Origin of the sequence: Paraburkholderia sp. A3BS-1L (assembly GCF_051125215.1) — a bacterium.
GTDB lineage: Bacteria > Pseudomonadota > Gammaproteobacteria > Burkholderiales > Burkholderiaceae > Paraburkholderia.
In genome coordinates this window covers 2,160,499-2,184,614 of record NZ_CP120442.1, presented here as the reverse complement: position 1 = coordinate 2,184,614, position 24,116 = coordinate 2,160,499, and the positions used below count along the sequence as shown (strand labels likewise).

The following is a 24,116-nucleotide window of genomic DNA, read 5'->3' as shown; positions in this document are numbered from 1 at the left end:
GCAGCGCCCCGGTCCGGACCGTCATTCTCTTCGAACGCAGGAACATGAACATCATCTGGGCGCGCGCCCTTGTATCGATCCTGCTGCTTGCGCTCGTGTGCGTGGGCCTCGGTGCGCTCTTCGGCGTCAAAGTCGCGCTGGCGGTGGCCGTTGTCGTCCTGATCGGCCAGATGCTCTTCGGCACCTTCCACAAGCAGCGCCTTTGGCGCCTGCTCGACGCGCCCGTCTACGGCGAAGTGCCGAGCGCCCCCGGCGTCTGGGGCGAAATCTATTACCGCCTGCACAAGCTCGCCAAGCGCTGGCACGCCCAGGTGCGCCAGGTGGAACAGCAGCATTCGCGCTTCATTCAGGCGATCCAGGCATCGCCCAACGGCGTGGCCATGCTCGACGACCACGACCAGATCGAATGGTGCAACGCCATCTCCGAGGTGCATTTCGGCCTCGATGCGAAGCGCGATCTGCGCCAGCACATCACTCATCTCGTGCGCCAGCCCGACTTCGTGCGCTATCTCAATTCGCACGAGTACCAGGACATGCTGATCATGCGCGGCATGGGCGCGAAGCGCCAGAACGTGATTTCGGTGCAGGTGTTTCCGTACGGCGAGAATCGCAAGCTCGTGCTGTCGCAGGACATCACCGAGCTCGAACGCACCGATGCCATGCGGCGCGATTTCGTCGCCAACGTTTCGCATGAACTGAAAACGCCGCTCACCGTGCTGTCGGGCTTTCTGGAGACGATGCGCGAACTGCCGCTTTCGGAGGAAGAGCGCGAGCGCTATTTCGATCTGATGGAGCAGCAGGCCTCGCGCATGCGCCATATCGTGACCGACCTGCTGGTGCTGGCGAAGCTCGAAGGCGAGGGGCGCGAGCCCGGCGAGCAGATGATCGACATGCGCGCGGTGCTCGGCCACGTGCGCGAGGACGCGGAAAGCCTCTCGGGCGGACATCATCGGATCACGGCTGAATTCGACGACAGCTTGAGCCTGACTGGATCGGAGACCGAAATATTGAGCGCGCTCGGCAATCTCGCCACGAATGCGGTGCGCTACACGCCGGACGGAGGCTCGGTGCAGTTGTCGTGGCGGGCGGAAGGCGGGCAGGCGGTGTTCTCGGTCACCGATAGCGGCTATGGCATTCCCGCGAGCGACATTCCGCGCCTGACCGAGCGCTTCTATCGCGTGGACCGCAGCCGCTCGCGCGACACGGGCGGTACGGGACTGGGTCTCGCGATCGTCAAGCACGTGCTGCAGCGCCATGATGCAGCGCTCGAAGTGAAGAGCGAGGAAGGGCGGGGCAGCACCTTCACGGTGCGCTTCCCGACCGCGCGCACGGCGCGCCGGCAGCCGGCGCCAGTGTGAGGCGCGCACCCTGCGCGCCAGGCATCTGGCTCAGGCTTGCAGAATAAAAAATGCCGCTTCGTCGAAGCGGCATTTTTGCATCGTGGCTTGCGTGCCGTCACTGCAGCACAGGCGTCAAGAACAAAACTTCGCCAGCAGGCTCATTTGCGCATTGCGCACGGACTTGCCGGCGCGGCGGCGCCGGTAATGGCCATCGCTCTGCATGAGCCACGCGCACTGATTGTCGCCGAGGAACATCGACAGGCCTTCGGCGATCACGCGGCGCTTCATGCGCCGGTCGTGGATCGGGAACGCCACCTCGACGCGGCGGAACAGGTTGCGGTCCATCCAGTCGGCGCTCGACAGATAGACGTGCTCCGCGCCGCCCGCGTAGAAGTAGTAGATGCGGTGATGCTCGAGGAAGCGCCCGACAATCGAGCGCACCGTGATGTTTTCCGAAAGCCCCGGCACGCCCGGCTGCAGCGAGCACACGCCGCGAACGATCAGATCGATCTTCACGCCGGCCTGCGAGGCTTCATAGAGCTCGTCGATCACCGTGGGTTCGAGCAGCGCGTTCATCTTCGCGACAATGCGAGCCTTCTTGCCGGCGCGCGCGGCGTCGGCTTCGGCGCGGATCGACTCGACGAGGCGCGGATGCAGCGTGAACGGCGACTGCCACATCTCGTGCAGTTGCAGCTCGCCGCCGATGCCCGTGAGCTGCTGGAACACGTGGTGGACGTCCTCGCATATTTTCGGCTCGGAGGTCATGAGGCCGAAGTCGGTGTAGAGGCGCGCCGTGCGCGGATGGTAGTTGCCGGTGCCGAGGTGCACGTAGCGGCGCAGCGCCATGCGGCCATTCACGGCCACACGGCGCACGATCAGCATCATCTTGGCGTGGCACTTGTGGCCGACCACGCCGTAGACCACGTGCGCGCCCACGGCCTCGAGCTGCGCGGCCCAGTTGATGTTGGTTTCCTCGTCGAAGCGCGCGAGCAGCTCCACCACGACCGTCACCTCCTTGCCGTTGCGCGCGGCCTGCATGAGCGCATCCATGAGCGGCGAGTCGGTGCCGGTGCGGTAGATGGTCTGCTTGATCGCCATCACGTTCGGATCGTTGGCGGCCTGCAGCAGCAGCTCGAGCACCGGCTGGAAGCTCTCGTACGGGTGATGCAGCAGCACGTCGCCCTGATCGATCACGTCGAACAGATTGGTGTTCGCGGCGATGCGTTGCGGGATCGCGGGTACGTGCGGCACGAACTTCAGATCGGGACGATCGACCTTCTCGGGCAACTGCATCAGGCGCACGAGATTGACGGGGCCATCGACGTAATAGCAGTCCTTCTCATTCAATCCGCTTTCATCGAGCAGACGCTTCACGAGATGCACCGGCGTCTCCGCCGAGACCTCGAGCCGCACCGCGTTGCCCAGATGGCGCGCGGGCAACTCGCCCTGCAACGCCACGCGCAGGTTCGTGATTTCGTCCTCATCGACGAACAGCTCGCTGTTGCGCGTAATGCGGAACTGATTGCAGCTGCGCACGACGAGGCTCGGGAACAACTCGCCCACGAAGCGCTGCAAGAGCGAGCCGAGCAGCACGAAGCCGTGCTGGAAGCCCGAAAGCTCTTGCGGCATGCGCACGAGGCGCGGCAGCGCACGCGGCGCCTGCACGATGCCCATGACCGCCTGGCGGCCGAAGGCGTCCTTGCCTTCGAGCTCGACCACGAAATTCAGGCTTTTGTTGAGCACGCGCGGGAACGGGTGCGCGGGGTCGAGCCCGATCGGCGTGAGCACGGGCAGCAGTTCGTCGATGAAATACTTGCGGGCCCACGTGGTTTGCGCCTCGTTCCAGGCATCGGTGCCGTGGAAGTAGATGCCTTCTTCTTCGAGCGCCGGCAGCACGGTGTCGTGCAGCATGCGGTACTGACGATGCACGAGGCGCTGCGCGCGCTCCACCACGAGCTCATAGACGTGCTGCAGCGACATGCCGTCGGGCGTGAGCGCGCCCGGATTGTCGCGCATCTGCTCCTGAAGCCCGGCCATGCGGACTTCGAAGAATTCGTCGAGATTGCTGCTGGTGATGCAGATGAAGCGCAGGCGCTCCAGCAAGGGAACGGATGGGTCGGCGGCCTGTGCAAGGACACGCTCGTTGAATCCCAGAATGCCCAGTTCGCGATTGAGTAAGGGATAGCGGATGGACATTGGTATCGAAAGCGGAATTCCAGGGGATGATTCGAACGGACGCTCGGAAATTCTCACAGTTTCGTGACGTTATTATGAAATTTGGTGTGTCATAAATTCTACGCTCCATTTTCACGTATTCGACACGTCTCGCGGCAAAGATGCAGGGTGGGTCAGGGCGTCCCTCGCGGGGCGCTGCGGGCCGCAACCGGTGCGAGGGATGACATGGGGAAGTCGGGTACGCTTAAAATGGCATATTTGGACAGTGCGGCGGCCGCCCAGCGAGACCGGATGGCCGTGCTCTCACGCATGGAGCTCGCCCCCTCGATGGTCACCAATCCGCAACTGCTAGCCGCCGTCGATCTCGGCTCGAACAGCTTTCGTCTGATCGTCGGCCGGGTCGAGGAAACCGACGCCGGCAGCCAGATCTATCCCGTCGATGCCCTGCGCGAGCCGGTGCGTCTTGCCGCTGGCCTCTCGAAGGAAAAGATGCTCGACCGCGCCTCGCAGGTACGCGGCTGGGACGCACTCAAGCGTTTTGGCGAGCGTCTGCGCGACTTCCATCCGGACCACGTGCGCGCGGTGGCCACCAACACGCTGCGCGTGGCGAAAAACGCGCGCGAATTTCTCGCCGAGGCGGAAAAAGCGCTGGGCTTCCCGATCGAGGTAATCGCGGGCCGCGAAGAGGCGCGCCTCATCTACGCGGGCGCGGCCCATTCGGTGCCGGCGAGCGCGGGCAAGCGCTTCGTGGTGGACATCGGCGGCGGCTCGACCGAGTTCATCATCGGCGCGCACTACACGCCGATCCGCATGGAAAGCCTCTATATCGGCTGCGTGAGCCATAGCCGCCAGTTCTTCCCGGCCGGCAACGTCGACGAATACACCATGCGCCAGGCCGAACTGGCCGCCACGCGTGAGATCCAGATCATTTCCTCCGACTATCGCAAGACCGGCTGGGACCAGGCGATCGGCTCCTCGGGCACGGCGCGCGCGCTCGCCGAGCTTGTGGAAGCCAACGGCTTCAACGACCCGGGCATCACGCACGGCATCTCGCGCGGCGGCCTCGAGCGCCTCAAGCGTGCGCTCATCAAGGCCGAGAACGTCAACCGCCTGAAGCTCGTCGCGCTCAAGCCCGACCGCATTCCGGTGCTCGCGGGCGGCCTCTCGATCATGATCGCCGTGTTCGACGAACTGGGTATCGATTACGTCGACACCACCGACGGCGCGCTGCGCCTGGGCGTGCTGTACGACCTGCTCGGGCGCTCGCAGCACGAGGACATGCGCACCGTCACCGTGGAAGGCTTCATGCGCCGCTATGGCGTGGACCGCGCGCAGGCGGCTCGCATCGGCGAACTGGCGGTGAGCTTCTACGACCAGTTCGACGAGCCCGACGACGAGCGCCGCGAGGAAAACCGCATGTTCATAGGCTGGGCGGCGTCGCTGCATGAGATCGGGCTGTCGATTTCGCACAGCGCGTATCACAAGCACTCGGCCTATATCGCCAGCAACGCCGACATGCCCGGCTTCTCGCGCACCGACCAGGCGCGCCTCGCCGCGCTCGTGCTCGGCCACGTGGGCAAGCTCGGCAAGCTCTCACAAACGCGCGACGTGGAATGGCCGCTGCTGTTCTGCCTGCGCCTGGCGGGCCTCTTGAGCCGCCGTCGCGCCGATGTCGGCCTGCCGGAGATCAAGGTGATCCAGGAGGGCAACGGCTACGAAGTGCTGCTGCCGAACACGTGGGTGCAGAACAATCCGCTCACCGATTACAACCTCGTTCAGGAAGCGGCCGAGTGGGGCAAGCTCGGGATTCCGTATCGCGTGGTGTACTCGGACGACTGAGGCACGGCGATTCAGACGCTGATGCGCGACGGCGAGTCGCGCCACAAAGCACAACGCCCGGCCTGCGAGCCGGGCGTTGTGCTTTGTGGCGCTGCCTGGCGCTTGTCTGGGCTGGCCTGTTATGGACGCTCAGCGCGCGGCGGCGTCGCCGAGGAAATGGCGCGCGTAGCGCTCGTTGATATCCGAGAGACGGAACAGCGTGAGGAAGTCGGCGCAGTTGAAGTCTGGGTCCCATGCCGGCGCACCGCAGATCTTCGCGCCAAGGCGCAGATAGCCCTTGATGAGCGGCGGCGGCATGGCGGACGCGCCCGTGCGCAGTTCCTCGACGGGCAGCGGCGTGTGCGGGAACGCGCGGTACTCGGGCGCCGTGAGCGCGTTCGCTTCGAGCGAGGTGTAGAGATTGGCGGCGTAGTGGCCGCCGTCGGCCATCGCGACGCTCGCGCAGCCGAGCATCGTCTCATAGCCGTTGTGCGTCATGTAGGCGCCAAGGCCGCCCCACAACGACATGATGACCGAGCCGCTGCGGTAGTCCGGATGCACGCACGAGCGGCCCACCTCGACCATCTTGGGGCGCAGGTGTGCGAGGCGCGACAGATCGAATTCGCTCTCGGCGTAGAGACGCCCGATGCGCGCGGCCTGGTGCGGCGGCAGCACGCGGTAGGTGCCGACGACCTTGAGCGTGTCGAGATCGCGCACGAGCAGGTGATCGCACCAGCTGTCGAAGGCGTCGACGTCGAGGCCCGCCGGGCCCGCGAGGCGCGCGCCCATTTCCTCGGCGAACACGCGGTAGCGCAGGCGCTGCGCTTCGCGCAGCTCTTCGTCGCTGCGCGCCCAGGCCACCTGCAGGCGATGCTGCGCGGTAACCGTTTCCTCGGCGCGCGGCAGGCGCCGATTCGACTCGAAGAGGCTCGCAGCGAACGGCAGGGAAGGCGTCGGCAGATCTCGCATAGGGCGTCCTGGTCGGAAGTAAGAGAACTTTTCCGGCAATTTAGTAAGACGCGGTTACGTTTCCATGAAGACGCAATGACGATTCGATGACGCGCTGTAAGGCCACGCTGGGAAAGGCAGGGGATGACGCCCGTGCCGCACGGCGCTAGACGAGGTCGGGCGTGATGGCGGCGAACAGGACCGCTTCGCCGTCGCCGTTGCGCTCGCGGCTTTTGATCCAGAAGACGCCGGCTTTTTTCATCGCCCAACTGCGGCGGGTGTTTTCGTTCGACAAGAGGCGTGCGGCCACTTCGCCGAGCGTCGGCTGATGGCCGATCACGACGACCGTGGAGGCGATGCCTTCCGGCCAGCCGGCGGCCGCGAGCACGGCGTCGACGCTGGCGTTCGGTGCAATCTCGCGCACGACGCGGTACTGATCGGTGAGCGCTTCGGCGGTTTGTATCGTGCGCGCGGCGGGGCTCGCGAGGATCACCGCGTCATCGGGCAGGCGCGCGCGCAGCCAGCGCGCGACGTTCTGCGCCTGCTTGCGCCCGCGCGTGGTGAGCTGGCGGGCGAGATCGCTCGCGGCGATGTCTTCGGCTTCGGCATGGCGCCAGAGGATGAGGTTCATTTGGCGGTTCCCTTGGAAGAGGGGCGTGTGTAGAGGTCGTTTTCCACGCGGGTTTCCTGCATGGTGCACGCGGGGTGAGGCGGCGGCAAGGTATCTGCCTTGAGCGATGTGGGTTTGACGATCTCTGGAAGAGGGCGATATAATCAGCGATTCGTCGGAGCGTAGCGCAGCCTGGTAGCGCATCTGATTTGGGATCAGAGGGTCGTAGGTTCGAATCCTATCGCTCCGACCACGATATTCAAGGGCTTAGCATGCATGTGCTAAGCCCTTTTTCTTTTTGCGCGGGCGCGGCGCGGGTGTCTCAAGAACTGGTCAGCCCGTGAAGCATTGCGTACTGAATCAGCTCCGCGTTGGAAGTCAGGTGCAGTTTGCGCATCGCCGCCATTTTCTGAGTGCCGATTGTGGAAGTCGTGCGGCCGGAGCGGCGGGCAATTTCGGTGAGTGACATGCCGCGTGCGATTAACTGGACGATTTCGCGTTCCTTGCGCGAAAGCGCAAATTTGTGCTTGATCTCTGCGGGTGGGGCGGATACCGAAAGCCTGCGTGCGACCATATCGGAGACGGCGATTTTGCTGCCGGACTGCGCATACTGACAGACCTTGATGAGTTCGCTCAGCGACTCGTCTTTGGTGACAATGCCGGCGACGCGTGCGTGTATTAGTTCTCTGATTGTGCTGATGCTTGTTGTCATCGTGGAGTATCAACGGGATTTTCGTGATGATTAAAAATTAGCACTCCCTTAATGTTTGCATTTCGGGTTATTTGCGACTTGATCGCGTAAATCTGTGCATCTCTTTTTGTCTTCTGATCACATCGATTTCCTGAAAAAGCGAAATTTCTTCGTTAAATGAAAGCGGCCATGGAGACTCTGTCAAATATCGTGGAATCAATAAATAAGATTATTTCTACGCGGATTTATTTTTATGCCTGGTAAACATTGCTTGTGATTGTGTAATTACTTTTGGGGAGAAATTTTTCGAAAATATCGTCGCTTTCATGAGGCGATGCCGGGCGAGATGCAGGCGGCATCGAACGGAAGGGATTTAATCATGCGGGTTTTGCGAGGGGGTTCCGGCCAACGGTGCGCAACCTGCGCTGCTGCAAGACAGATCGAAGTTTGAGGGGAGGAACGCATCCGCTTCCCCAACCCCGTCAAATACTGTATAAATATACAGGTTCCAACGAGGCTTTCATGCCGTGCCGGCAATCCTGTGATGCCCCGTTTCGGATTGGGCAGGGCGTTCTATTCCCTTTTTCCAGAGCGCAATCATGGCAGCACTCCAGTTTGCGGCAACGCACCTGCCGCCCGGGCTGCAAAGCCGGGTCTGGCAGGGCAATCAGCTCGCGCACGTGGGCGAGCGCACGGTGGCGAGCGGTCATGCCGCGCTCGACGCCCAGTTGCCCGGTGCGGGTTGGCCTGCGGGCAGCCTGACCGAGCTGCTCGTCGAGCAGGGCGGCATCGGCGAGATGCGGCTCGTCGCGCCCGTGCTGCGCACGCTCACTGCTCGGGCGGGACGGTACGTGCTGCTCGTCGCGCCGCCGTGGCGGCCTTACGCGTGCGCACTCAAGGCGTGGGGAATCGCGCTCGAGCGTCTGATCTGGGTGCGCGCGAGCGAGAGCGAGGCGCCGTGGGCCGTCGAGCAGGCGCTCAAGCAGGATGGCATTGGCGCCGTGCTGCTCTGGCAGCCGAAGGCGCGCGCCGATGCCCTGAGGCGTTTGCAGGTCGCCGCGCAGGACTCGCAGTCGCTGGCGTTTCTGATGCGTCCGCCCGCTGCGCGCAGCCAGTCCTCGCCGGCGCCGCTGCGCATGGTCTGCACACCGGTGCCGCCGCCCGAGGATGCGCGCCTGAACCGCCGTGAACGGATGCAGCTCACCGCTGTGTCCGTCGATATTTTCAAGCGCCGCGGGCCGCCGCCCGCCCAGCCACTCGTCATCACTTTGCCGCTGCAGGAGTCGGTGCTGCCCCAGCCGGGCGCATGGCCGGCCGCGCCGTGGCCCGGGATCAATCATGTTGTGGATCGCCGTCACCTTGCCGTTGTTGCCGCTGGAGGCCGTGAGGCCGCCCGTGCCGCTCATGTCACTCACGTCGCCAGCACTGGAGTCACTGCGGGCCAGTCGACCTGACGAGGCTACGGGGCAGCGCTGCTGTGTGCTCGCCGATCACGCGCGCATCCTGATGGCCGATCTCGATGCGTTGCGCCTCGGCGTGCAGCCGGGAAGCACGCGCGCTCATGCGCTTGCGCTCGCGCCGGGGCTCGTGCTGCTCGAGCCCGATGCGGCGCGTGAGACGCGTGCGTTCGAGGCGCTCGCGCTTGCGCTGCTCGTCTACACGCCGAAGGTGTCGCTCGCGCAGTCGCATACGCTCCTGCTCGAAGTCGGGTCCGGATTGCGTCTTTTTGGTGGCGTGCGCGCGTTGCTGACCAAGGTGGCGGCCACGGTGGCCAGTTGCGGCCACGCCGCGCGCATCGCCTGCGCGCCCACCGCCTGGGGCGCGTGGGTGCTCGCACAGGCGCGCGCGAGCGCCGGGGCGCATGCGGCGCGGCGCTTTCGCGTGCTCAAGGAGGCCACGCTCGTGCGCGCGCTCGACGCGTTGCCGGTCGCGCTCGCGCCGTTCGCCGCGCAGCACGAGCAGGCGCTCACGCAGATCGGCTGCGCGACGCTCGGCGATTTGCGACGGCTGCCGCGCGATGGCGTCGTGCGGCGCTTTGGCGACGGCGTGCTCGCCTGGCTCGCGCAGGCGCGCGGCGAGGCGCCCGATCCGCGTGCCTGGTTCGCGGCGCCGCCCTCGTTTCATGCTTCGCTCGAATTGCAGGCGCGCGTGGAGAGCGCCGAGGCGCTGCTGTTTGCCGCGCGTCGTCTCGTGATGCAGCTGGCCGGCTGGCTGGCCGTCCAGCATGGCGCGTTGAGCGGCTTCGAGCTGCGTCTCGAGCACGAGCTGGCGTCGCGCCACGCGCCGCGCACGTCGAGCCTTGCGCTATCGTGGGCCGCGCCTTCGCGCGATGCCGAGCATCTGCTATGGCTGTTGCGCGAGAAGCTCAATCAGACCGCGCTGACCGCGCCCGTGATCGGCCTTGCGCTCGTCGCCGATCAGGTGAGCGCTTATGCACCGCCCACCGACACGCTGTTTCCCTCACCCGAGGCGTCGGACGCGTCGCTCTCGCAACTGTTCGAGCGCATTGGCGCGCGCATCGGCGAGCAGAACGTGCTGCAGTTGTTCGTCGAGGACGATCATCGGCCCGAGCTGGCGATGTCGGCGCGAACCTGGCGGACGAGCCGCGGTGCGCCTGCGCGCCGGACCGCGCGCAAGCCGCGCGATTCACGCAAGTCGGAGGCTCGCTCCGACGCGCAGCAAGAAGCCGTGCCCGTGCAGACGGCCTTCGATCTGCCCGAGGTGCCGCTGCCGTCGCAGCCACGCCCGGCATGGCTGCTCGAAAAGCCGCTCAAGCTCGCGATGCGCGGAGACCGGCCGGTTTATCGGCGCCCGCTCAAGACGCTCACGCGCACCGAGCGCATCGAGGCGGGCTGGTGGAACGGCGAGGGCGTCGGGCGCGACTACTACGTCGCCGCCGACGACCAGGGGCGCATGTTCTGGCTGTACCGCGAGCGCATTGGCGGGCAGTGGTATCTGCAAGGGCTTTTTGGCTAACGCCGTTTCATCTTCCGCATCATGTCGAACCGTGGAGCGGGCGCATCGTTGCCTGCACAACTTTCTTCGCAGGGGCCGGCGCTGCCCGATTATGCGGAGCTGCACTGCCTGAGCAACTTCACGTTCCTGCGCGGCGCGTCGCGCCCGGGCGAACTGGTCGAGCAGGCTATCCGTCACGGCTATCGCGCGCTTGCGATTACCGACGAGTGCTCGTTCGCCGGCATCGTGCGTGCGTATAGCGCGCTCAACGAATACGACGAAGCGCGCAAAAAGGCGCATGACAATGCCGCGGCGGCCGGTGCCGTGCCGGCGCCTGGCCCGTTCGTGCCGTCGCTGCATCTGCTGATCGGCAGCGAGCTGAATCTCGTCGATGAAAACGGCGCGCCGTTCTGCACGCTCGTTGCAATCGCGATGAATCGCGAGGGCTACGGCAACCTGTGCGAGCTGATCACGCTCGCGCGCTCGCGCGCGGAAAAAGGCCACTACCGCGTGCATCCGTCCGACTTCACCGATCCCGAGCCGGACTTCGCGCATCTGAAGCATCTGCGCGACTGCGTGTTGCTGCTCGTGCCGCAGCGAGCGGCCACGCTCGCGCAGACGCTGCGCGCCGCGCACTGGCTCGCGGGCTTCGCGGCCGAGCGCGCATGGCTCGCGCTCGAACTCTGGCAAACGGGGGGCGACGACACGCAGATCGAAGTGCTGCGCCACGTCTCGCAGGAAAGCGGCTTGCCGCTCGTGGCGGCGGGCGGTGTGCTGATGCACGCGCGCTCGCGCAAGCCATTGCAGGACACGCTGAGCGCGGTGCGCATCGGCAAGCCGCTCGCGTCGTGCGGCCGCGCGCTGGAACCGAATGCCGAACGTCATCTGCGCTCGCGCGTGCGGCTCGGCGCGCTGTATCCGCGCGATGCGCTCGATGCGACGCTCGAAGTCGCGCGCCGCTGCACGTTTTGCCTGAGCGAGCTGGCCTACGAGTATCCCGAGGAGCTCGTGCCTGCGGGCGAGACGCCCGCCTCATGGCTCGAAAAGCTCGTGATGAAAGGCGCCGCCGAACGCTGGTCCGACGGTCTGAACGAGAAGCGCAGCAAGCAGATCGGGGAAGAGCTCAAGCTGATTACCGAGCTGAAGTACGAAAAATACTTTCTCACGGTGCACGACATCGTCCGCTTTGCACGCTCGCAGAACATTCTGTGCCAGGGGCGCGGCTCGGCGGCGAACTCGGTGGTCTGCTACTGCCTCGGCATCACGGAGATCGATCCGGTGCGCATGAACATGCTCGTCGCGCGCTTTTTGTCCCGAGCTCGCAACGAGCCGCCCGACATCGACGTCGACTTCGAGCATCAGCGGCGCGAAGAGGTCATTCAGTACATCTATCGCAAGTACGGCACACGCCGCGCCGCGCTGGCCGCAACGCTCATCACGTACCGTTCGCGCAGCGCGCTGCGCGACGTGGGCAGGGCGCTCGGTCTCGACAACGCGCTCCTCGAAAAGCTCTCGGGCGCGCATCAGTGGTGGGACGGGCCCGATTCGATCGCGAGCCATCTGGAGGAAGCGGGCTTCTCGCCCGACTCGCACGTCACGCAGCAACTGATTCGTCTCACGCGCGAGCTGCGCGGCTTTCCGCGCCATCTCTCGCAGCACGTGGGCGGCTTCGTGATCGCGAAGGACAAGCTCTCGCGTCTCGTGCCCATCGAGAACGCGGCGATGAAGGACCGCTATGTGATCGAATGGGACAAGGACGATATCGATGCGCTGCGTCTGCTGAAGGTGGACGTGCTCGCGCTCGGCATGCTTTCGGCGATCCGGCGCTCGCTCGAATGCGTCGCGTTGCGGCGCGGGCTGCCGGAGTTTCGTGTGCAAGACATTCCGTCCGAGGATCGGGCGGTCTACGAGATGTGCTGTCACGCGGACACCGTCGGCGTGTTTCAGATCGAGTCGCGCGCGCAGCAGAGCATGCTGCCGCGTTTGCGGCCGCGCGAGTATTACGACCTCGTGATCCAGGTGGCGATCGTGCGGCCCGGGCCGATACAGGGCGACATGGTGCATCCGTATCTGAAGCGCAGGCATGGCGACGAAAAGGTCGAGTACGCGAAGGAGGATCTGCGCCCGGTGCTCGCGCGCACGCTGGGCGTGCCGATTTTCCAGGAGCAGGTAATGCATCTCGCGATGGTCGCCGCCGGCTACACCGGCGAGGAAGCCGACAAGCTGCGCCGCGCGATGGCCGCGTGGCGGCGCGACGGCGATCTGCGGCCGTATCAGGACGACCTCAAGCGCCGGATGAAGGCGAAGGGCTATACGGAGGAATTTGCCGAGCGCATCTGCAAGCAGATTGAGGGCTTCGGCGACTACGGTTTTCCGGAGAGCCACGCGGCGAGCTTTGCACTGCTCGTCTACACGAGTTCATGGCTCAAACGCTACGAGCCCGCCGCGTTTCTGGTCGGACTGCTGAATAGTCAGCCGCTTGGGTTCTATTCGCCGTCTCAGCTCGTGCAGGATGCGAAGCGTCACGGCGTGCAGGTGCGCGCGCCCGATATTGCGCTGAGCGACTGGGCGTCCGTGCTGGAGGTGCGCGACCAGCCGGGCGTGCGGCTTGGTGCCGATGGTGCATCCGCCCGCTGTGTCGAGGTGGCGCATTATCGCGCGTTGTTGAGTGCCGCCGCGCTCGTGCACAAGGACGCGATGGGCGCGGCAGGCGCAGGCGCGGGAAATGGAGGCGGGCGTGGCCGGGAGCATGACGGTGTGCACGGCCGTGATGGCAGGCGAAAACGGCGCCGCCCGTTCATGCACGGTCTCAGGCGCATCGTGCGCGCGGATCTTGCGCTGCCACCCCGGCATTACGGGCGCAGAGGCCCGGCGGTGCGCCTGGGCTTCAGCCTCATCAAGGGGTTTTCGGAGGATGCCGCGCAGCGCGTGATGGCCGCGCGTGCGCGTGCGCCGTTCGTCGACGTCGACGATCTCGCGCGCCGCGCCGCGCTCACGCGCCGGGAGCTCGAGGCGCTCGCGGCGGCCAATGCGCTTGCGAGCATTGCGGGGCATCGGCGCGAGGCGTGGTGGGCCGTGACCGCGCAGCACGCGGTGCCCGCGCTACTGCGCGATGCGCCCGTGGCCGAAGCGCGGCTCGCCTTGCCGCGCGCTTCGGAGGGTGCGGAGATCGTCGCCGATTACGCGAGCCTGCGCCTCACGCTCAACCGTCATCCGCTCGAACTGCTGCGGCCGGGGCTGGCTAAGCAGCGCTTTCGCAGCGCGGCGCAACTGGCGCAGTGCCGTCACGGCATGCTCGCGCGCGTGTGTGGCATCGTCACGGTGCGGCAGCGGCCCGGCACGGCGAACGGCACGATCTTCGTCTCGCTCGAGGACGAAACCGGCTCGGTCAACGTGATCGTGCACGCGACGCTCGTGGAGTCGCAGCGCAGGGAGCTGCTCGGGGCGTCGTTGCTGGCGGTGGCGGGCGTCGTGCAGCGCGAGGGCGAGGTCGTGCATCTGGTCGCGCACCGGCTGGAGGATCACAGCCGATTGCTCGGGCGGCTCGCCACCCAGAGCCGCGATTTTCATTGAAGGGGAAGAGCGCCGGGCATGACACGGGGTGCCCGCCCGGCGCTTACCGGGCTTGGCCAAGGTCGCGCGCCGGATTGCGCACCGGATTGCGCACGAAAGCGTCGAGCACCGCGCGAATGCCCGCGTCGAAGGGCGTGCGCCGGCCGATCCCCAGCGCTTCGAGCCGCCCCGAGTCGAGGTGGCAGTCGCGCGGACGCGGCGTCGCGTCCATGGCCGCTGTCTGCGCGACGAGCTGCGCCTCGATGCCCAGCGCGCGCGCGATGCGCTGCGCGATGTCGTATTTGGTCATCGGCTCGTCGCCGGACCATTGCGCGATGCCGCGCACCGCGCTGCCGTCCGCGCAGCGCGTGAGCAACTCGCGAATCACGAACGCGACGTCGGGCGTGAAGGTCGGATAGCGAGTGGCCCAGGCGTCCATCACGGCGGGCGCGGCGCCAGCCTGCGCAGAAGCGCGAATCGCCGGTACGAGGCTCGTGACCGCCGATTCCTGCCAGTCGACGATCGGGCCGTACAGCAGCGGCAAACGCAGCACGAGCGCGTCGTCGGCGGTGTCGAGCAGCGCGCGCTCGCCTTCGAGCTTGCTGCGGCCATAGGCGTTGAGCGGATTCGGCTCCGCATCGGGGCGATAGGGCGGGTGTGCCCCGTCGAACACGTAGTCGGTGGAGATCGACAGCACCCACGCGCCGCGCCGCCGCGCGGCCGACGCAATGCTGCGCACGGCATCGACATTGAGTGCGCGCGCTGCCGCCGGATCGTGCTCGCACACATCGGGGCGGCGCTCGGCGGCGGCAATCACGATGGCGTCGGGCGCCTCTTCGGCGACGAATGCGTCGACCGCGCGAGCGTCACGCACGTCGAGCGCCACTTGCCCCGCGCCCACGCGGCTGAATGCGGTGGACACGACCTGCCAGTCCGTCCCCGCTGCAAGCTCGCGCACGAGCGCGCGCCCGAGCAGCCCGGAAGCCCCTGCTACGGCAACCTTGAACATGGCGCGCCTCGCATCACGCGCCGGCCGTGCCCGTGACGGTGTAGCCCGCCTCGTCGATGGCGGCCTTGAGCACCTCGGCGCTTTGCTTCGACTCGACGCTCACACGGCCCGTGGCCAGATCGATCTCGACCTTCGCGGCGGCATCGTGTTCGTGGATCGCGCGCGTGACGGCGCCGACGCAGTGTTGGCAGCTCATGCCTTCGACGTTGAACTGGATCATGATGGTTTCCTTCTTAAAGAGAACGGATAGAGGAGCAAATAGGGCCATGGACGGATTTTGCCAGTGACGGACTTTGCTAGTGACAAGGCTGCGAGGATGCTACACCTTCCCATCGTGGGAAGGTGTAGCATCGAATCATCGAAAATTCAGGGGCGCAGCATGAACATCGGCGAAGCGGCGCGCGCATCGGGCGTCACGGCAAAAATGATCCGCTACTACGAGAGCGTTGGGCTGCTCGCGCCGAAGGGGCGCACTGAGTCTGGCTACCGCGTCTACGGCATGGAAGAGGTGCACGCCCTGCGCTTCATCCGCCAGGCGCGGCGTCTGGGTTTTCTCGTCGAAGATATCCGCCGCCTGCTCGCGCTCTGGCATGACCGCTCGCGCGCGAGCGCCGAGGTCAAGGCAATCGCGCTCGAACATGTGTCCGAACTCGACCAGCGTATTGCCGAACTCACGCAGATGCGCGATACGCTCAAGCATCTGGCGGCCCATTGCCACGGCGACGAGCGGCCGGACTGCCCGATCATCGAGCGGCTTGCCGCCGCGGAACCGGTGGCGCCCGACGCCACGGCTTGAACCTGCCGGCAAGTCGAACGGGGAGCGAATCGAGGCCCGAATCGAGGCCCGAATCGAGGCCCGAATCGAGGCCCGAATCGAGGCCCGAAGGTGCAACCTCGTTGGCAAATTGTCGCAACTTTCGAGATGCATTGCACAATTCGGGTGCATTTCGTCGCATGATGCGCGAGGGTTTGCCGGGGTTGTGGGGAAATTAGTCGATAAAACAGGATGTTGCACAAATTCCCCGGATGCACCATTCCAGAATGGAATGCACCGTATTCGATCAATTCACTAGCAAAGCCGGTTGCAATCGTTATAATGCGGGTTATCCCTTACGAGGGTAATCCCTGATGCAAATCCACCGGGGATACACCGATCCTTGGAGAACACATCATGTTTGCATACCTTCTTGAAAAGCTGAGCAACTGGTTTGAAACTGCAGAGCGCCGTCGCCGCGAAGCGTATCTCTCGACGTCCGCCGACCTCGTGCAACTCGAGCAGCGCATCCGTTTGATCGAAATGCACGGCTACACGCGCTAAGCAGTCAGCAGAATTCCGCACTGCCACAAGCCCCGCATCTGGCGGGGTTTTGTCATTTCTGGACCCGCTTCGGTATCCCCCGGTGCTCACGCGATGCAGACTGAACCTTGCCGCAGTGGCAAGGTAAAGTCTTTTTGCGAAGGGCCGATATAGCGTCTTGTATAGAACCAGCCGCGCATTGATCGGGGGATGTTCATGAAGTCAAATCGTTCTGGTCGCAGGTGGACGAGCCACGCGCTCATGGCGAGCGCCGTTCTGGCGACAGGGCTGATGAGTGCCGGCGCGCTCGCAGCCGGCAAGCCATTGATTCTGGATACGCAGCAAGGCATCAGCGATGGCCAGTCGGGCGTGGTGCTGCAGAACGCGCCGCTTTCGTCTCAGCCGATGGTGCAGACCCCGTCGTTGCCCACACTGAACGGGACGGGGGCGGACGGCTCGCAGGTGCCGATCATCGTCGCGCCCTATGTGGAGGTGCCGGGTGGCGGAGGACGGCCGCCTCGGCTTATGTGTATTAGCCGGGACTCGATCTGACAGGTAGTCGGGCCGATAGAGAGGAAGCGGTCAATGGGGAATGAGTTTCTCCTTGGCGAGTTCCAGCGAATCGAGAAAGGTGCGCATCGGCGTCTTGCCGTAACACCACCGTCCCTGATGTTCCCGTTCATTGTTGTACTGGTCGAGCCACGCATCAAGGTCCGTCTGCAAGGTAGCGATCGATTCGTAGATCTTCTTGCGGAAAGCGATGCGGTAGAACTCGTTGAGCATGGTTTTGTGCAGTCGCTCGACGATCCCGTTGGTTTGCGGCGACTTGGCCTTTGTTCGGGTATGGTCGATGTCTTCCACAGCCAGGTACAGCTCGTATTCGTGATGCTCGGGGTTGCCGCAGTATTCGGTACCGCGGTCTGTCAGCACGCGTAGCAGCGGGATGCCGAAGCCGTCGAAGAACGGGACCACGCGATCGTTGAGCAGGTCCGCCGCCGGCAAGGGCGTCTTGCGATCATAGAGCTTGGCGAATGCAACTTTCGAGTAGGTGTCGACGAAAGTCTGCTGGTAGACACGGCCTACGCCCTTGAGGTTGCCGACATAGAACGTATCCTGCGCGCCGCAGTAGCCTGGACACTCTGACTCGAATTCGCCGTGCACTTCCTTCTCGTGCTTGGCGCGTTCGAGCGCGACGAGCTGCGCCTCGGTCAACACCAAACCCTCCTGGGCGGATTTGGCTTCCAGGGCCTTCAGGCGCTTCGACATGGTCTCGAGATCGTGGCGCAACCAGATGCTACGGACGCCTTGGGGCGAAACGGACAGGGCATGTCGTTTGAGGACTTCGTTGGCGATACGGATCTGGCCGTAGGCTGGCAATTCGAGGGCCAGCTCGACAACGGCGGCCTCGATCTGCGGATCTACGCGGTTCTTGAGCAACGGCCGGTGATGGGAAATCTCCTGCAGCGCAGCCTCACCGCCTCGATCGTACAGTTCCTTAAATCGGTAGAAGCTGTCGCGCGAGTAACCCATCACGCGACACGCCTGGCTGACGTTGCCGAGCTGCCGGGCCAACTCAAGTATGCCGACCTTGGCACGAATTACCTTCTGCTCCTGAGTCATGGCGGACTCCTTGCTGTTCGCGGCGCGCATTGCGCTACGGGCTACGCCCTCCGCGCCAACGCGCGCCAGCATGAGAAACCAACCACTGTCAGATTTAGTCTAGTCCACTGCAGCTTATGCCAAGACCCGCGCCGCAATGATGCCGGCGCGCATCGGGCAGCGCCGCGCAGCCAGTGCCGTGCGGGGCGCGTGAATTTCAGTCGCCGCGCGATTCGATCTTGAATTGCGCATCCTCGTCCATGCCGAGCGCCTTGACCAGCCACGGCATGGTTTCCTTGAGCGTGGCCGCGAGCGTGTAGGGCGGATTCAGGATGAACATGCCGCTGCCGTACAGGCCGAAACCGTCTTCAGGCGGACGGCTGACCGACAGCGTGACGTGCAGCCAGTTCTTTTCCTGGATGCGCTTCAGTTGCTCGGGAAAGCGCTGCGACTCCGGCCGCGTGACCTGTGGATACCAGACCGCGTAAGTGCCGGTGGCAAAGCGTTGAAGCCCTTCCTCCACACACGCGATGGTGCGTGCGTAGTCGCGCTTGTCCTCGAACGACGGGTCGATCAGCACGAGCGCGCGGCGCGGCGGCGGGGGCAGCAGCGCCTTGATGCCGTCGAAGCCATCGCCCGCGTGGATCATCACGCGGCGGCCTGCATCGCGAAAGCGGTGGCGCAGCACGTCGATCTCCGTGCTGTGCAGCTCGAACAGGCGCATGCGGTCCTGTTCGCGCATCAGCCGCCAGGCGAGATAGGGTGAGCCGGGATAGAAGCGCAGTTCGCCGTCGGGATTGAGCGCCGCGACTTCATCGACATACTCGGCCAGCATCGCCGGCAGATCGGTGCGGCCCCAGAGCTTGCCGATACCGGTGTCGAACTCGGCGTTCTTCGTGGCGTAGCCTTCGCGCAGCGCATAGGCGCCCGCGCCCGCATGGGTGTCGATGTACCAGTACGCCTTGTCCTTCTTGCCGAGGTATTGCAGCAGTTGCACGACGACGGCGTGCTTGAGGACATCGGCATGATTGCCGGCGTGGAAGGCGTGACGGTAGCTCAGCATGATGGGGCGGACGCGAGGTCGGTGGGGATCGAAAAAATGCAGGCAAGTGCGCGCGCGGCCCGGTAATGCATGCGGGCGCGCCGACGAGGTCGCGTATTGTACAACCGCGGTACCACGCCGGCGCTTTGGCACGGCGTATCGTGCCGATCGCCATGCGCGCAGCGCGCCTCAATCGTAGCTGTCGCCGACTATCGCTTCGATCTTCTCCTTCACCTCGGGCGTGATCTTCTGCGCCACTTCACGCGCCAGCATGTTTTCGCCGATTTGCTCGACGCGGGACGCACCGGTAATCACCGTACTCACGTGCGGATTCTTGAGAATCCACGCGAGCGCAAGCTGACCCACCGTGCAGTCCAGCTCCTTCGCGAAGCCCGCGAGCCGGCCGACGATCTCGTTCTTGTCGGCGTCGGTGACTTCCTTGCGCAGCCAGTCGTAGCCCTGCAACAGGGCGCGGCTGCCGGCGGGTACGCCGCCCCGGTATTTGCCCGTGAGCATGCCTGAGGCGAGCGGGCTCCACGTGGTGAGGCCGAGGCCGATGTCTTCATAGAGCCGCCGGTATTCGCTTTCCACGCGGCGGCGGTGGAACAGGTTGTACTGCGGCTGCTCCATGACGGGCTTGTGAAGGTGATGCCGGTCCGCGATGTCCCACGCGGCGCGAATTTCGTCGGCGCTCCACTCCGAGGTGCCCCAATAGAGCGCCTTGCCGCGCGAGATCATGTCGCTCATGGCCCAGACGGTTTCCTCGATGGGCGTGTTCGGATCGGGGCGGTGGCAGAACACCAGGTCGACGTAATCGAGCTGCAGCCGCTTGAGCGAGCCGTCGATGGCGTTCATGAGGTACTTGCGGTTGAGCGTGTGATACTGGTTGGGCGCCTCGTTCAAGCCCCAGAAGAACTTGGTGGACATCACGTAGCTCACGCGCGGCCAGGCGAGTTCCTTGAGCGCCTGACCCATGATTTCCTCCGATTTGCCGCCCGCGTAGGCCTCGGCATTGTCGAAGAAGTTGACGCCCGCGTCGCGCGCTGCAGCAAGCGATTCGCGTGCGAGATTGCGATCGACCTGATTGCCGTAGGTGACCCACGAGCCGATGGACAGTTCGCTGACTTGCAGGCCCGAGCGGCCCAGTCGCCGATAGTTCATGAACGCCTCCTTGTAGAGCGGCCAACTTAGCATGATCCGTGCGGGTGTGCTGAGCACTCGCGGCGCGCCGACATTGTCGGGATCGACGTGCGCGGTGCGCGGCTTCATGCACAATAGCGCGGTTGGCTGCGGCGCAACATCCGGCCGAATGGCGTAGGCAAATCCTTAAGCCATTCGACAGGTTTGACGGCATGCGTGCGCTGGAGTCTCATCTCGTCTACTACCTGGAGGTGCTCGATGTCGTCTCTCACTCTGAATACGAAGCTCGATGGCAAGGTTGCGGTGGTTACTGGCGCGGCCAGCGGCATCGGCAAGCAGATTGCGCTCACGCTCGCGCAGGCGGGCGCGGCGGTCGCCATCGCCGACCTCAACCAGAGCGGCGCCGACGCCGTGGCCGAGGAGATCAAGGGCGCGGGCGGCAAGGCCATCGGCGTGGCCATGGACGTCACGAGCGAAGAGGCCGTGAACCAGGGCATCGACCGCGTGGCGGCCGAGCTTGGCCCGGTCGACATCCTCGTTTCGAACGCCGGCATCCAGATCGTGAACCCCATCGAAAACTACGCGTTCTCCGACTGGAAGAAGATGCAGGCCATTCATGTGGATGGCGCGTTCCTTACCACCAAGGCCGTGCTCAAGCACATGTACAAGGACGACCGCGGCGGCGTCGTGATTTATATGGGCTCGGTGCATTCGCACGAGGCTTCTCCGCTCAAGTCGGCGTATGTGGCGGCCAAGCATGCGCTGCTGGGTCTCGCGCGCGTGCTCGCGAAGGAAGGCGGCAAGCACAACGTGCGCTCGCATGTGGTGTGTCCGGGCTTCGTGCGCACGCCGCTGGTGGAAAAGCAGATTCCCGAGCAGGCGAAGGAGCTGGGCATTTCCGAGGAAGAAGTGGTCAAGCGCGTGATGCTGGGCGGCACCGTCGATGGCATCTTCACGACGGTCGAGGACGTGGCGCAAACGGTGTTGTTCCTCTCTGCGTTTCCGAGTGCGGCCTTCACCGGCCAGTCGTTCGTGGTGAGCCACGGCTGGTTCATGCAATAACGCGGAGAGCCGGCCATGGCGCAGCGCAAGAAAGGGCGGATCGAATCGGGCGCAGTTGGAGATGAGGGCGCGCGCAGCGGAACCGGGTTGCGCTCCGATGTGCAATCCGATGTGCGATCCGATAAGGAGCCGGGCTCGCGGGCGCGCGCAAAGCCTGCGCCGTCGTCAGCCGCGTGCCCGCAGCCATTTGCCTCGAAGTGCGCAAGCGCTTGCGCGCAGTGGGAGACCGTTGCGCTTACGCTGCAAGGCGGCGGCGCGCTGGGGGCCTATCAGGCGGGCGTATTCGAAGGTCTCGTCGAGGCCGGCATCACGCCCAACTGGATCGCGGGCATCTCGATCGGCGCGCTCAACACGGCGCTGATCGCGGGCAATGCGCCCGAGCATCGCGTGGCGCGCCTGCGCGAGTTCTGGGAGACGATCTGCCAGCCGGCCTACACGCCGCCGTTGCCGGCCTTCATCGAGCACGCTTTGTTCAACTCGGGCGAGGCCATCCGCAAGACCTTCACGGCCATGCAGGCGGCGAGCGCGGTGGTCGAAGGCCAGAAGGGCTTTTTCGTGCCGCGCGTTCCGCCGCCGCTGCCGCAGGCGTCCGGGCATCCGGAGAAGGCGAGCTATTACGATACGAAGCCGCTCAAGGCCACGCTCGAACGCCTGTGCGACTTCGATCGCATAAATTCACGCGAGACTCGCGTGTCGGTCGGGGCCGTGAACGTGGCGAGCGGCAACTTCGTCTACTTCGACAACACCACCACGAAGCTGCGGTCCGAGCACTTCATCGCCTCGGGGGCGTTGCCGCCGGGTTTCGCGGCGGTGGAGATCGACGGCGAGTATTACTGGGACGGCGGGCTGATGTCGAATACGCCGCTCTACGAGGTGATCCAGACTTCGCCCCGGCGCGACACGCTCGCGTTCCAGGTGGATCTCTGGAGCGCGCGCGGGCCGGTGCCCGACAGCATCGCCGACGTTCAGGGCCGCGTGAAGGACATTCAGTACTCGAGCCGCACGCGTCTCGTGACCGACATGCTCCAGCGTGCACAGCGTTACCGGCACGTGTTGCGCGAGGTGCTCAATCGCGTCGCGCCCGAGCATCGGGACGACGCGTGGGTCAAGCTGGCCGACGAGCTTTCGTGCTCGAAAAAGTACAACGTGATCCACCTGATCTACCGGCAGAAGGAGTACGAAGGCCACTTCAAGGACTTCCAGTTCGGCGTCTCGACGATGCGCGAGCACTGGGCGAGCGGTCTGGAGGACATTCGCGCGTCGCTCTCGCAGCCGGACTGGCTCGACAAGCCCGACAACGACTCCGGCTTTGTCACGCACGACATTCACCGCGACAGCCGCGGGCCCGGCAATGGGGAGCACGGCGGCTAGCAAACGGCGCGCGCCAGAAAACAAAAAGCGCCCGCTCTTTCGAACGGGCGCTTTTCTTTGTGCCTGGGCTGCGCCCGGGTTGTGCCTGTATTGCCTTACTTCAGCACTTGCACGATGGCGTTAGCCACGGCGTCGAGGTTGCGCGTGTTCAGCGCGGCCACGCAGATGCGGCCCGTGCTCACGGCGTAGATGCCGAATTCTTCGCGCAGGCGATCGACTTGCGCCGCGGTCAGGCCCGAGTACGAGAACATGCCGCGCTGCACGTTGATGAAGTTGAAGTCGCGGTCCACGCCCGCTGCCGCGAGGCGCTCGACAAGGCCCGTGCGCATCGCGCGAATGCGGTTGCGCATTTCGCCCAGCTCGGTTTCCCACATCGCGCGCAGTTCGGCCGAGCCGAGCACCGCTGCAACCACCGAGCCGCCGTGCGTCGGCGGGTTCGAATAGTTCGTGCGGATCACGCGCTTGAGTTGCGAGAGCACGCGCGCCGACTCTTCCTTGCTGTTGGTGATGATCGACAGCGCGCCCACGCGCTCGCCATACAGCGAGAACGACTTCGAGAACGACGACGAGACGAACACGTTGAGTTCCGAAGCGGCGAACAGGCGCACGACTTCGCCGTCTTCGGCGATGCCGTCACCGAAACCTTGATAAGCGATGTCGAGGAACGGCACGAGGTTGCGCGCCTTCACGGCCTCGATCACCTGCTTCCACTGGTCGATCGTGAGGTCCACGCCGGTCGGGTTGTGGCAGCACGCGTGCAGCACGACGACGGTGCCCGCGGCGTAGCTGTTGAGCGCGTTCAGCATGCCTTCGAAGTTCACGCCGTTGGTCTGCGCGTCGTAGTACGGGTAGGCGACCACTTCGAAACCGGCGCTTTCGAACAGCGCGCGGTGGTTTTCCCAGCTCGGGTCGCTGATCGCCACCGTGGCGTTCGGGTTCACGCGCTTCAGGAAGTCGGCGCCGATCTTCAGCGCGCCCGTGCCGCCCAGCGCCTGCGCCGTGACGACGCGGCCCGCTGCGATCAGCGGCGAGTCGTCGCCGAGCAGCAGCTTTTGCACGGCTGCGTCATAGGCGGCAATGCCTTCGATGGGCAGGTAGCCGCGCGGCAGACCGGCTTCGACGCGGGCCTTTTCCGCTTCGCGCACTGCGCGCAGCAGCGGAATCTTGCCTTCTTCGTTGGTGTACACGCCCACTCCGAGGTTCACCTTGGTCGCGCGCGTATCGGCGTTATAGGCTTCGTTCAGACCCAGGATCGGGTCGCGGGGGGCGAGTTCGACAGCGGAAAAGAGGGACATGATGGTTCGGCAAAAGTGAGTGAGAAGCTCGGTGGGCCGCGCGCTGCGGGTGTTGCGGGTTGCGTCGGGCAGCCGGCCACGCAACTCGCCATTGTAACGAATCCTCGGGCCGTTTTTTCGCCGACAGCGACATTGGCGGGGCCATTTTTTTCAATGCCGACCGACGCTTGCGCGCCGGATGGCTCGTCGCGGCCGCCCTGACGAGGCCATCG

General features: G+C 65.0%; 20 protein-coding genes and 1 tRNA gene. 11 read left to right on the top strand and 10 right to left on the bottom strand.

Annotation, left to right across the window (positions count from 1 at the left end; translation table 11 throughout):
* Positions 1–44: 44 nt before the first annotated feature.
* Positions 45–1,358: a phosphate regulon sensor histidine kinase PhoR gene (phoR, locus tag P5W99_RS09855; protein ID WP_421024337.1), complete on the top strand. Its 1,314-nt coding sequence runs from the start codon at positions 45–47 to the stop codon at positions 1,356–1,358.
* 114 nt (positions 1,359–1,472) lie between these two features.
* Here phoR and ppk1 read toward each other — a convergent pair whose 3' ends face one another.
* Positions 1,473–3,536 carry a polyphosphate kinase 1 gene (gene ppk1, locus P5W99_RS09850; RefSeq protein ID WP_421024336.1) on the bottom strand — a complete coding sequence of 688 codons (2,064 nt, stop codon included), beginning with the start codon at positions 3,534–3,536 and terminating at the stop codon, positions 1,473–1,475.
* 228 nt (positions 3,537–3,764) lie between these two features.
* Here ppk1 and ppx point away from each other — a divergent pair, with 228 nt between their 5' ends.
* Entirely contained in the window at positions 3,765–5,354 is a 1,590-nt protein-coding gene (gene ppx, locus P5W99_RS09845; RefSeq protein ID WP_434660438.1) for an exopolyphosphatase, read from the top strand.
* A gap of 129 nt (positions 5,355–5,483) precedes the next feature.
* On the opposite strand, the gene P5W99_RS09840 is transcribed toward ppx, so the two are convergent.
* Entirely contained in the window at positions 5,484–6,302 is an 819-nt protein-coding gene (locus P5W99_RS09840; protein ID WP_421024334.1) for a GNAT family N-acetyltransferase, read from the bottom strand.
* Positions 6,303–6,447: 145 nt separating this feature from the next.
* Entirely contained in the window at positions 6,448–6,912 is a 465-nt protein-coding gene (sixA, locus tag P5W99_RS09835; RefSeq protein ID WP_421024333.1) for a phosphohistidine phosphatase SixA, read from the bottom strand.
* Positions 6,913–7,067: 155 nt separating this feature from the next.
* Between sixA and P5W99_RS09830 the strand changes: the two genes are divergently transcribed.
* Positions 7,068–7,144: transfer RNA gene (locus P5W99_RS09830), tRNA-Pro, on the top strand.
* A 69-nt stretch (positions 7,145–7,213) separates the two neighbouring features.
* On the opposite strand, the gene P5W99_RS09825 is transcribed toward P5W99_RS09830, so the two are convergent.
* The gene (locus P5W99_RS09825; RefSeq protein WP_421024332.1) at positions 7,214–7,603 is read right to left on the bottom strand and encodes a response regulator transcription factor; all 390 of its coding nucleotides are present in this window, start codon (positions 7,601–7,603) and stop codon (positions 7,214–7,216) included.
* A 578-nt stretch (positions 7,604–8,181) separates the two neighbouring features.
* Here P5W99_RS09825 and imuA point away from each other — a divergent pair.
* Genes imuA through P5W99_RS09810 form a run of 3 tightly spaced genes read left to right on the top strand, consistent with a single transcriptional unit; the run spans position 8,182 to position 14,110 of the window.
* Complete coding sequence (gene imuA, locus P5W99_RS09820) at positions 8,182–9,036, top strand: translesion DNA synthesis-associated protein ImuA (RefSeq protein WP_421024331.1); 855 nt, start codon at positions 8,182–8,184, stop codon at positions 9,034–9,036.
* Entirely contained in the window at positions 8,921–10,558 is a 1,638-nt protein-coding gene (locus tag P5W99_RS09815; protein ID WP_421024330.1) for a Y-family DNA polymerase, read from the top strand. The genes imuA and P5W99_RS09815 overlap by 116 nt, the downstream gene beginning before the upstream one ends.
* 21 nt (positions 10,559–10,579) lie before the next feature.
* On the top strand, positions 10,580–14,110 hold the full coding sequence (locus tag P5W99_RS09810) for an error-prone DNA polymerase (RefSeq protein ID WP_421024329.1): 3,531 nt from the start codon (positions 10,580–10,582) through the stop codon (positions 14,108–14,110).
* 43 nt (positions 14,111–14,153) lie between these two features.
* On the opposite strand, the gene P5W99_RS09805 is transcribed toward P5W99_RS09810, so the two are convergent.
* Together P5W99_RS09805 and P5W99_RS09800 are read right to left on the bottom strand one after the other, a co-directional pair.
* Positions 14,154–15,098, bottom strand: a complete 945-nt coding sequence (locus tag P5W99_RS09805; protein WP_421024328.1) for a dTDP-4-dehydrorhamnose reductase family protein — start codon at positions 15,096–15,098, stop codon at positions 14,154–14,156.
* A 13-nt stretch (positions 15,099–15,111) separates the two neighbouring features.
* Positions 15,112–15,318: a heavy-metal-associated domain-containing protein gene (locus P5W99_RS09800; protein ID WP_421024327.1), complete on the bottom strand. Its 207-nt coding sequence runs from the start codon at positions 15,316–15,318 to the stop codon at positions 15,112–15,114.
* A 159-nt stretch (positions 15,319–15,477) separates the two neighbouring features.
* Here P5W99_RS09800 and cueR point away from each other — a divergent pair, with 159 nt between their 5' ends.
* From cueR to P5W99_RS09785, 3 genes are all read left to right on the top strand, one after another.
* Positions 15,478–15,894: a Cu(I)-responsive transcriptional regulator gene (gene cueR / locus P5W99_RS09795; protein WP_421024326.1), complete on the top strand. Its 417-nt coding sequence runs from the start codon at positions 15,478–15,480 to the stop codon at positions 15,892–15,894.
* A gap of 375 nt (positions 15,895–16,269) precedes the next feature.
* Entirely contained in the window at positions 16,270–16,416 is a 147-nt protein-coding gene (locus P5W99_RS09790; protein ID WP_129562385.1) for a DUF3563 family protein, read from the top strand.
* Between the two features lie 195 nt (positions 16,417–16,611).
* Positions 16,612–16,947 (top strand): hypothetical protein, encoded by a 336-nt coding sequence (locus P5W99_RS09785; protein WP_434660433.1) that lies wholly within the window; start codon positions 16,612–16,614, stop codon positions 16,945–16,947.
* Positions 16,948–16,977: 30 nt separating this feature from the next.
* Here the strand turns inward: P5W99_RS09785 and P5W99_RS09780 are convergent, their stop codons facing one another.
* From P5W99_RS09780 to P5W99_RS09770, 3 genes are all read right to left on the bottom strand, one after another.
* Complete coding sequence (locus tag P5W99_RS09780) at positions 16,978–18,015, bottom strand: IS481 family transposase (RefSeq protein WP_421028684.1); 1,038 nt, start codon at positions 18,013–18,015, stop codon at positions 16,978–16,980.
* 196 nt (positions 18,016–18,211) lie between these two features.
* Positions 18,212–19,057, bottom strand: coding sequence for a 23S rRNA (adenine(2030)-N(6))-methyltransferase RlmJ (locus P5W99_RS09775; RefSeq protein ID WP_434660431.1), 846 nt, complete (start codon positions 19,055–19,057; stop codon positions 18,212–18,214).
* Between the two features lie 168 nt (positions 19,058–19,225).
* Positions 19,226–20,197 carry a potassium channel beta subunit family protein gene (locus tag P5W99_RS09770; RefSeq protein WP_434660429.1) on the bottom strand — a complete coding sequence of 324 codons (972 nt, stop codon included), beginning with the start codon at positions 20,195–20,197 and terminating at the stop codon, positions 19,226–19,228.
* A 237-nt stretch (positions 20,198–20,434) separates the two neighbouring features.
* Between P5W99_RS09770 and P5W99_RS09765 the strand changes: the two genes are divergently transcribed.
* Positions 20,435–21,238, top strand: a complete 804-nt coding sequence (locus P5W99_RS09765; RefSeq protein WP_129562382.1) for a 3-hydroxybutyrate dehydrogenase — start codon at positions 20,435–20,437, stop codon at positions 21,236–21,238.
* A gap of 15 nt (positions 21,239–21,253) precedes the next feature.
* Positions 21,254–22,609, top strand: coding sequence for a DUF3734 domain-containing protein (locus P5W99_RS09760; RefSeq protein ID WP_421024323.1), 1,356 nt, complete (start codon positions 21,254–21,256; stop codon positions 22,607–22,609).
* A gap of 95 nt (positions 22,610–22,704) precedes the next feature.
* Here the strand turns inward: P5W99_RS09760 and P5W99_RS09755 are convergent, their stop codons facing one another.
* Positions 22,705–23,904, bottom strand: a complete 1,200-nt coding sequence (locus P5W99_RS09755) for an amino acid aminotransferase (RefSeq protein ID WP_434660426.1) — start codon at positions 23,902–23,904, stop codon at positions 22,705–22,707.
* Between the last annotated feature and the right edge of the window lie 212 nt (positions 23,905–24,116).

Bases quoted from the DNA above. Each gene is read 5' to 3' on its own strand.
- P5W99_RS09840 (WP_421024334.1), bottom strand. From the start codon at position 6,302: ATGCGAGATCTGCCGACGCCTTCCCTGCCGTTCGCTGCGAGCCTCTTC.
- imuA (WP_421024331.1), top strand. From the start codon at position 8,182: ATGGCAGCACTCCAGTTTGCGGCAACGCACCTGCCGCCCGGGCTGCAA.
- P5W99_RS09775 (WP_434660431.1), bottom strand. From the start codon at position 19,057: ATGCTGAGCTACCGTCACGCCTTCCACGCCGGCAATCATGCCGATGTC.
- P5W99_RS09755 (WP_434660426.1), bottom strand. From the start codon at position 23,904: ATGTCCCTCTTTTCCGCTGTCGAACTCGCCCCCCGCGACCCGATCCTG.
- P5W99_RS09815 (WP_421024330.1), top strand. From the start codon at position 8,921: ATGTTGTGGATCGCCGTCACCTTGCCGTTGTTGCCGCTGGAGGCCGTG.
- P5W99_RS09760 (WP_421024323.1), top strand. From the start codon at position 21,254: ATGGCGCAGCGCAAGAAAGGGCGGATCGAATCGGGCGCAGTTGGAGAT.
- sixA (WP_421024333.1), bottom strand. From the start codon at position 6,912: ATGAACCTCATCCTCTGGCGCCATGCCGAAGCCGAAGACATCGCCGCG.
- P5W99_RS09825 (WP_421024332.1), bottom strand. From the start codon at position 7,603: ATGACAACAAGCATCAGCACAATCAGAGAACTAATACACGCACGCGTC.
- P5W99_RS09790 (WP_129562385.1), top strand. From the start codon at position 16,270: ATGTTTGCATACCTTCTTGAAAAGCTGAGCAACTGGTTTGAAACTGCA.
- P5W99_RS09765 (WP_129562382.1), top strand. From the start codon at position 20,435: ATGTCGTCTCTCACTCTGAATACGAAGCTCGATGGCAAGGTTGCGGTG.
- ppx (WP_434660438.1), top strand. From the start codon at position 3,765: ATGGCATATTTGGACAGTGCGGCGGCCGCCCAGCGAGACCGGATGGCC.
- phoR (WP_421024337.1), top strand. From the start codon at position 45: ATGAACATCATCTGGGCGCGCGCCCTTGTATCGATCCTGCTGCTTGCG.
- cueR (WP_421024326.1), top strand. From the start codon at position 15,478: ATGAACATCGGCGAAGCGGCGCGCGCATCGGGCGTCACGGCAAAAATG.
- ppk1 (WP_421024336.1), bottom strand. From the start codon at position 3,536: ATGTCCATCCGCTATCCCTTACTCAATCGCGAACTGGGCATTCTGGGA.
- P5W99_RS09780 (WP_421028684.1), bottom strand. From the start codon at position 18,015: ATGACTCAGGAGCAGAAGGTAATTCGTGCCAAGGTCGGCATACTTGAG.
- P5W99_RS09785 (WP_434660433.1), top strand. From the start codon at position 16,612: ATGAAGTCAAATCGTTCTGGTCGCAGGTGGACGAGCCACGCGCTCATG.
- P5W99_RS09805 (WP_421024328.1), bottom strand. From the start codon at position 15,098: ATGTTCAAGGTTGCCGTAGCAGGGGCTTCCGGGCTGCTCGGGCGCGCG.
- P5W99_RS09800 (WP_421024327.1), bottom strand. From the start codon at position 15,318: ATGATCCAGTTCAACGTCGAAGGCATGAGCTGCCAACACTGCGTCGGC.
- P5W99_RS09810 (WP_421024329.1), top strand. From the start codon at position 10,580: ATGTCGAACCGTGGAGCGGGCGCATCGTTGCCTGCACAACTTTCTTCG.
- P5W99_RS09770 (WP_434660429.1), bottom strand. From the start codon at position 20,197: ATGAACTATCGGCGACTGGGCCGCTCGGGCCTGCAAGTCAGCGAACTG.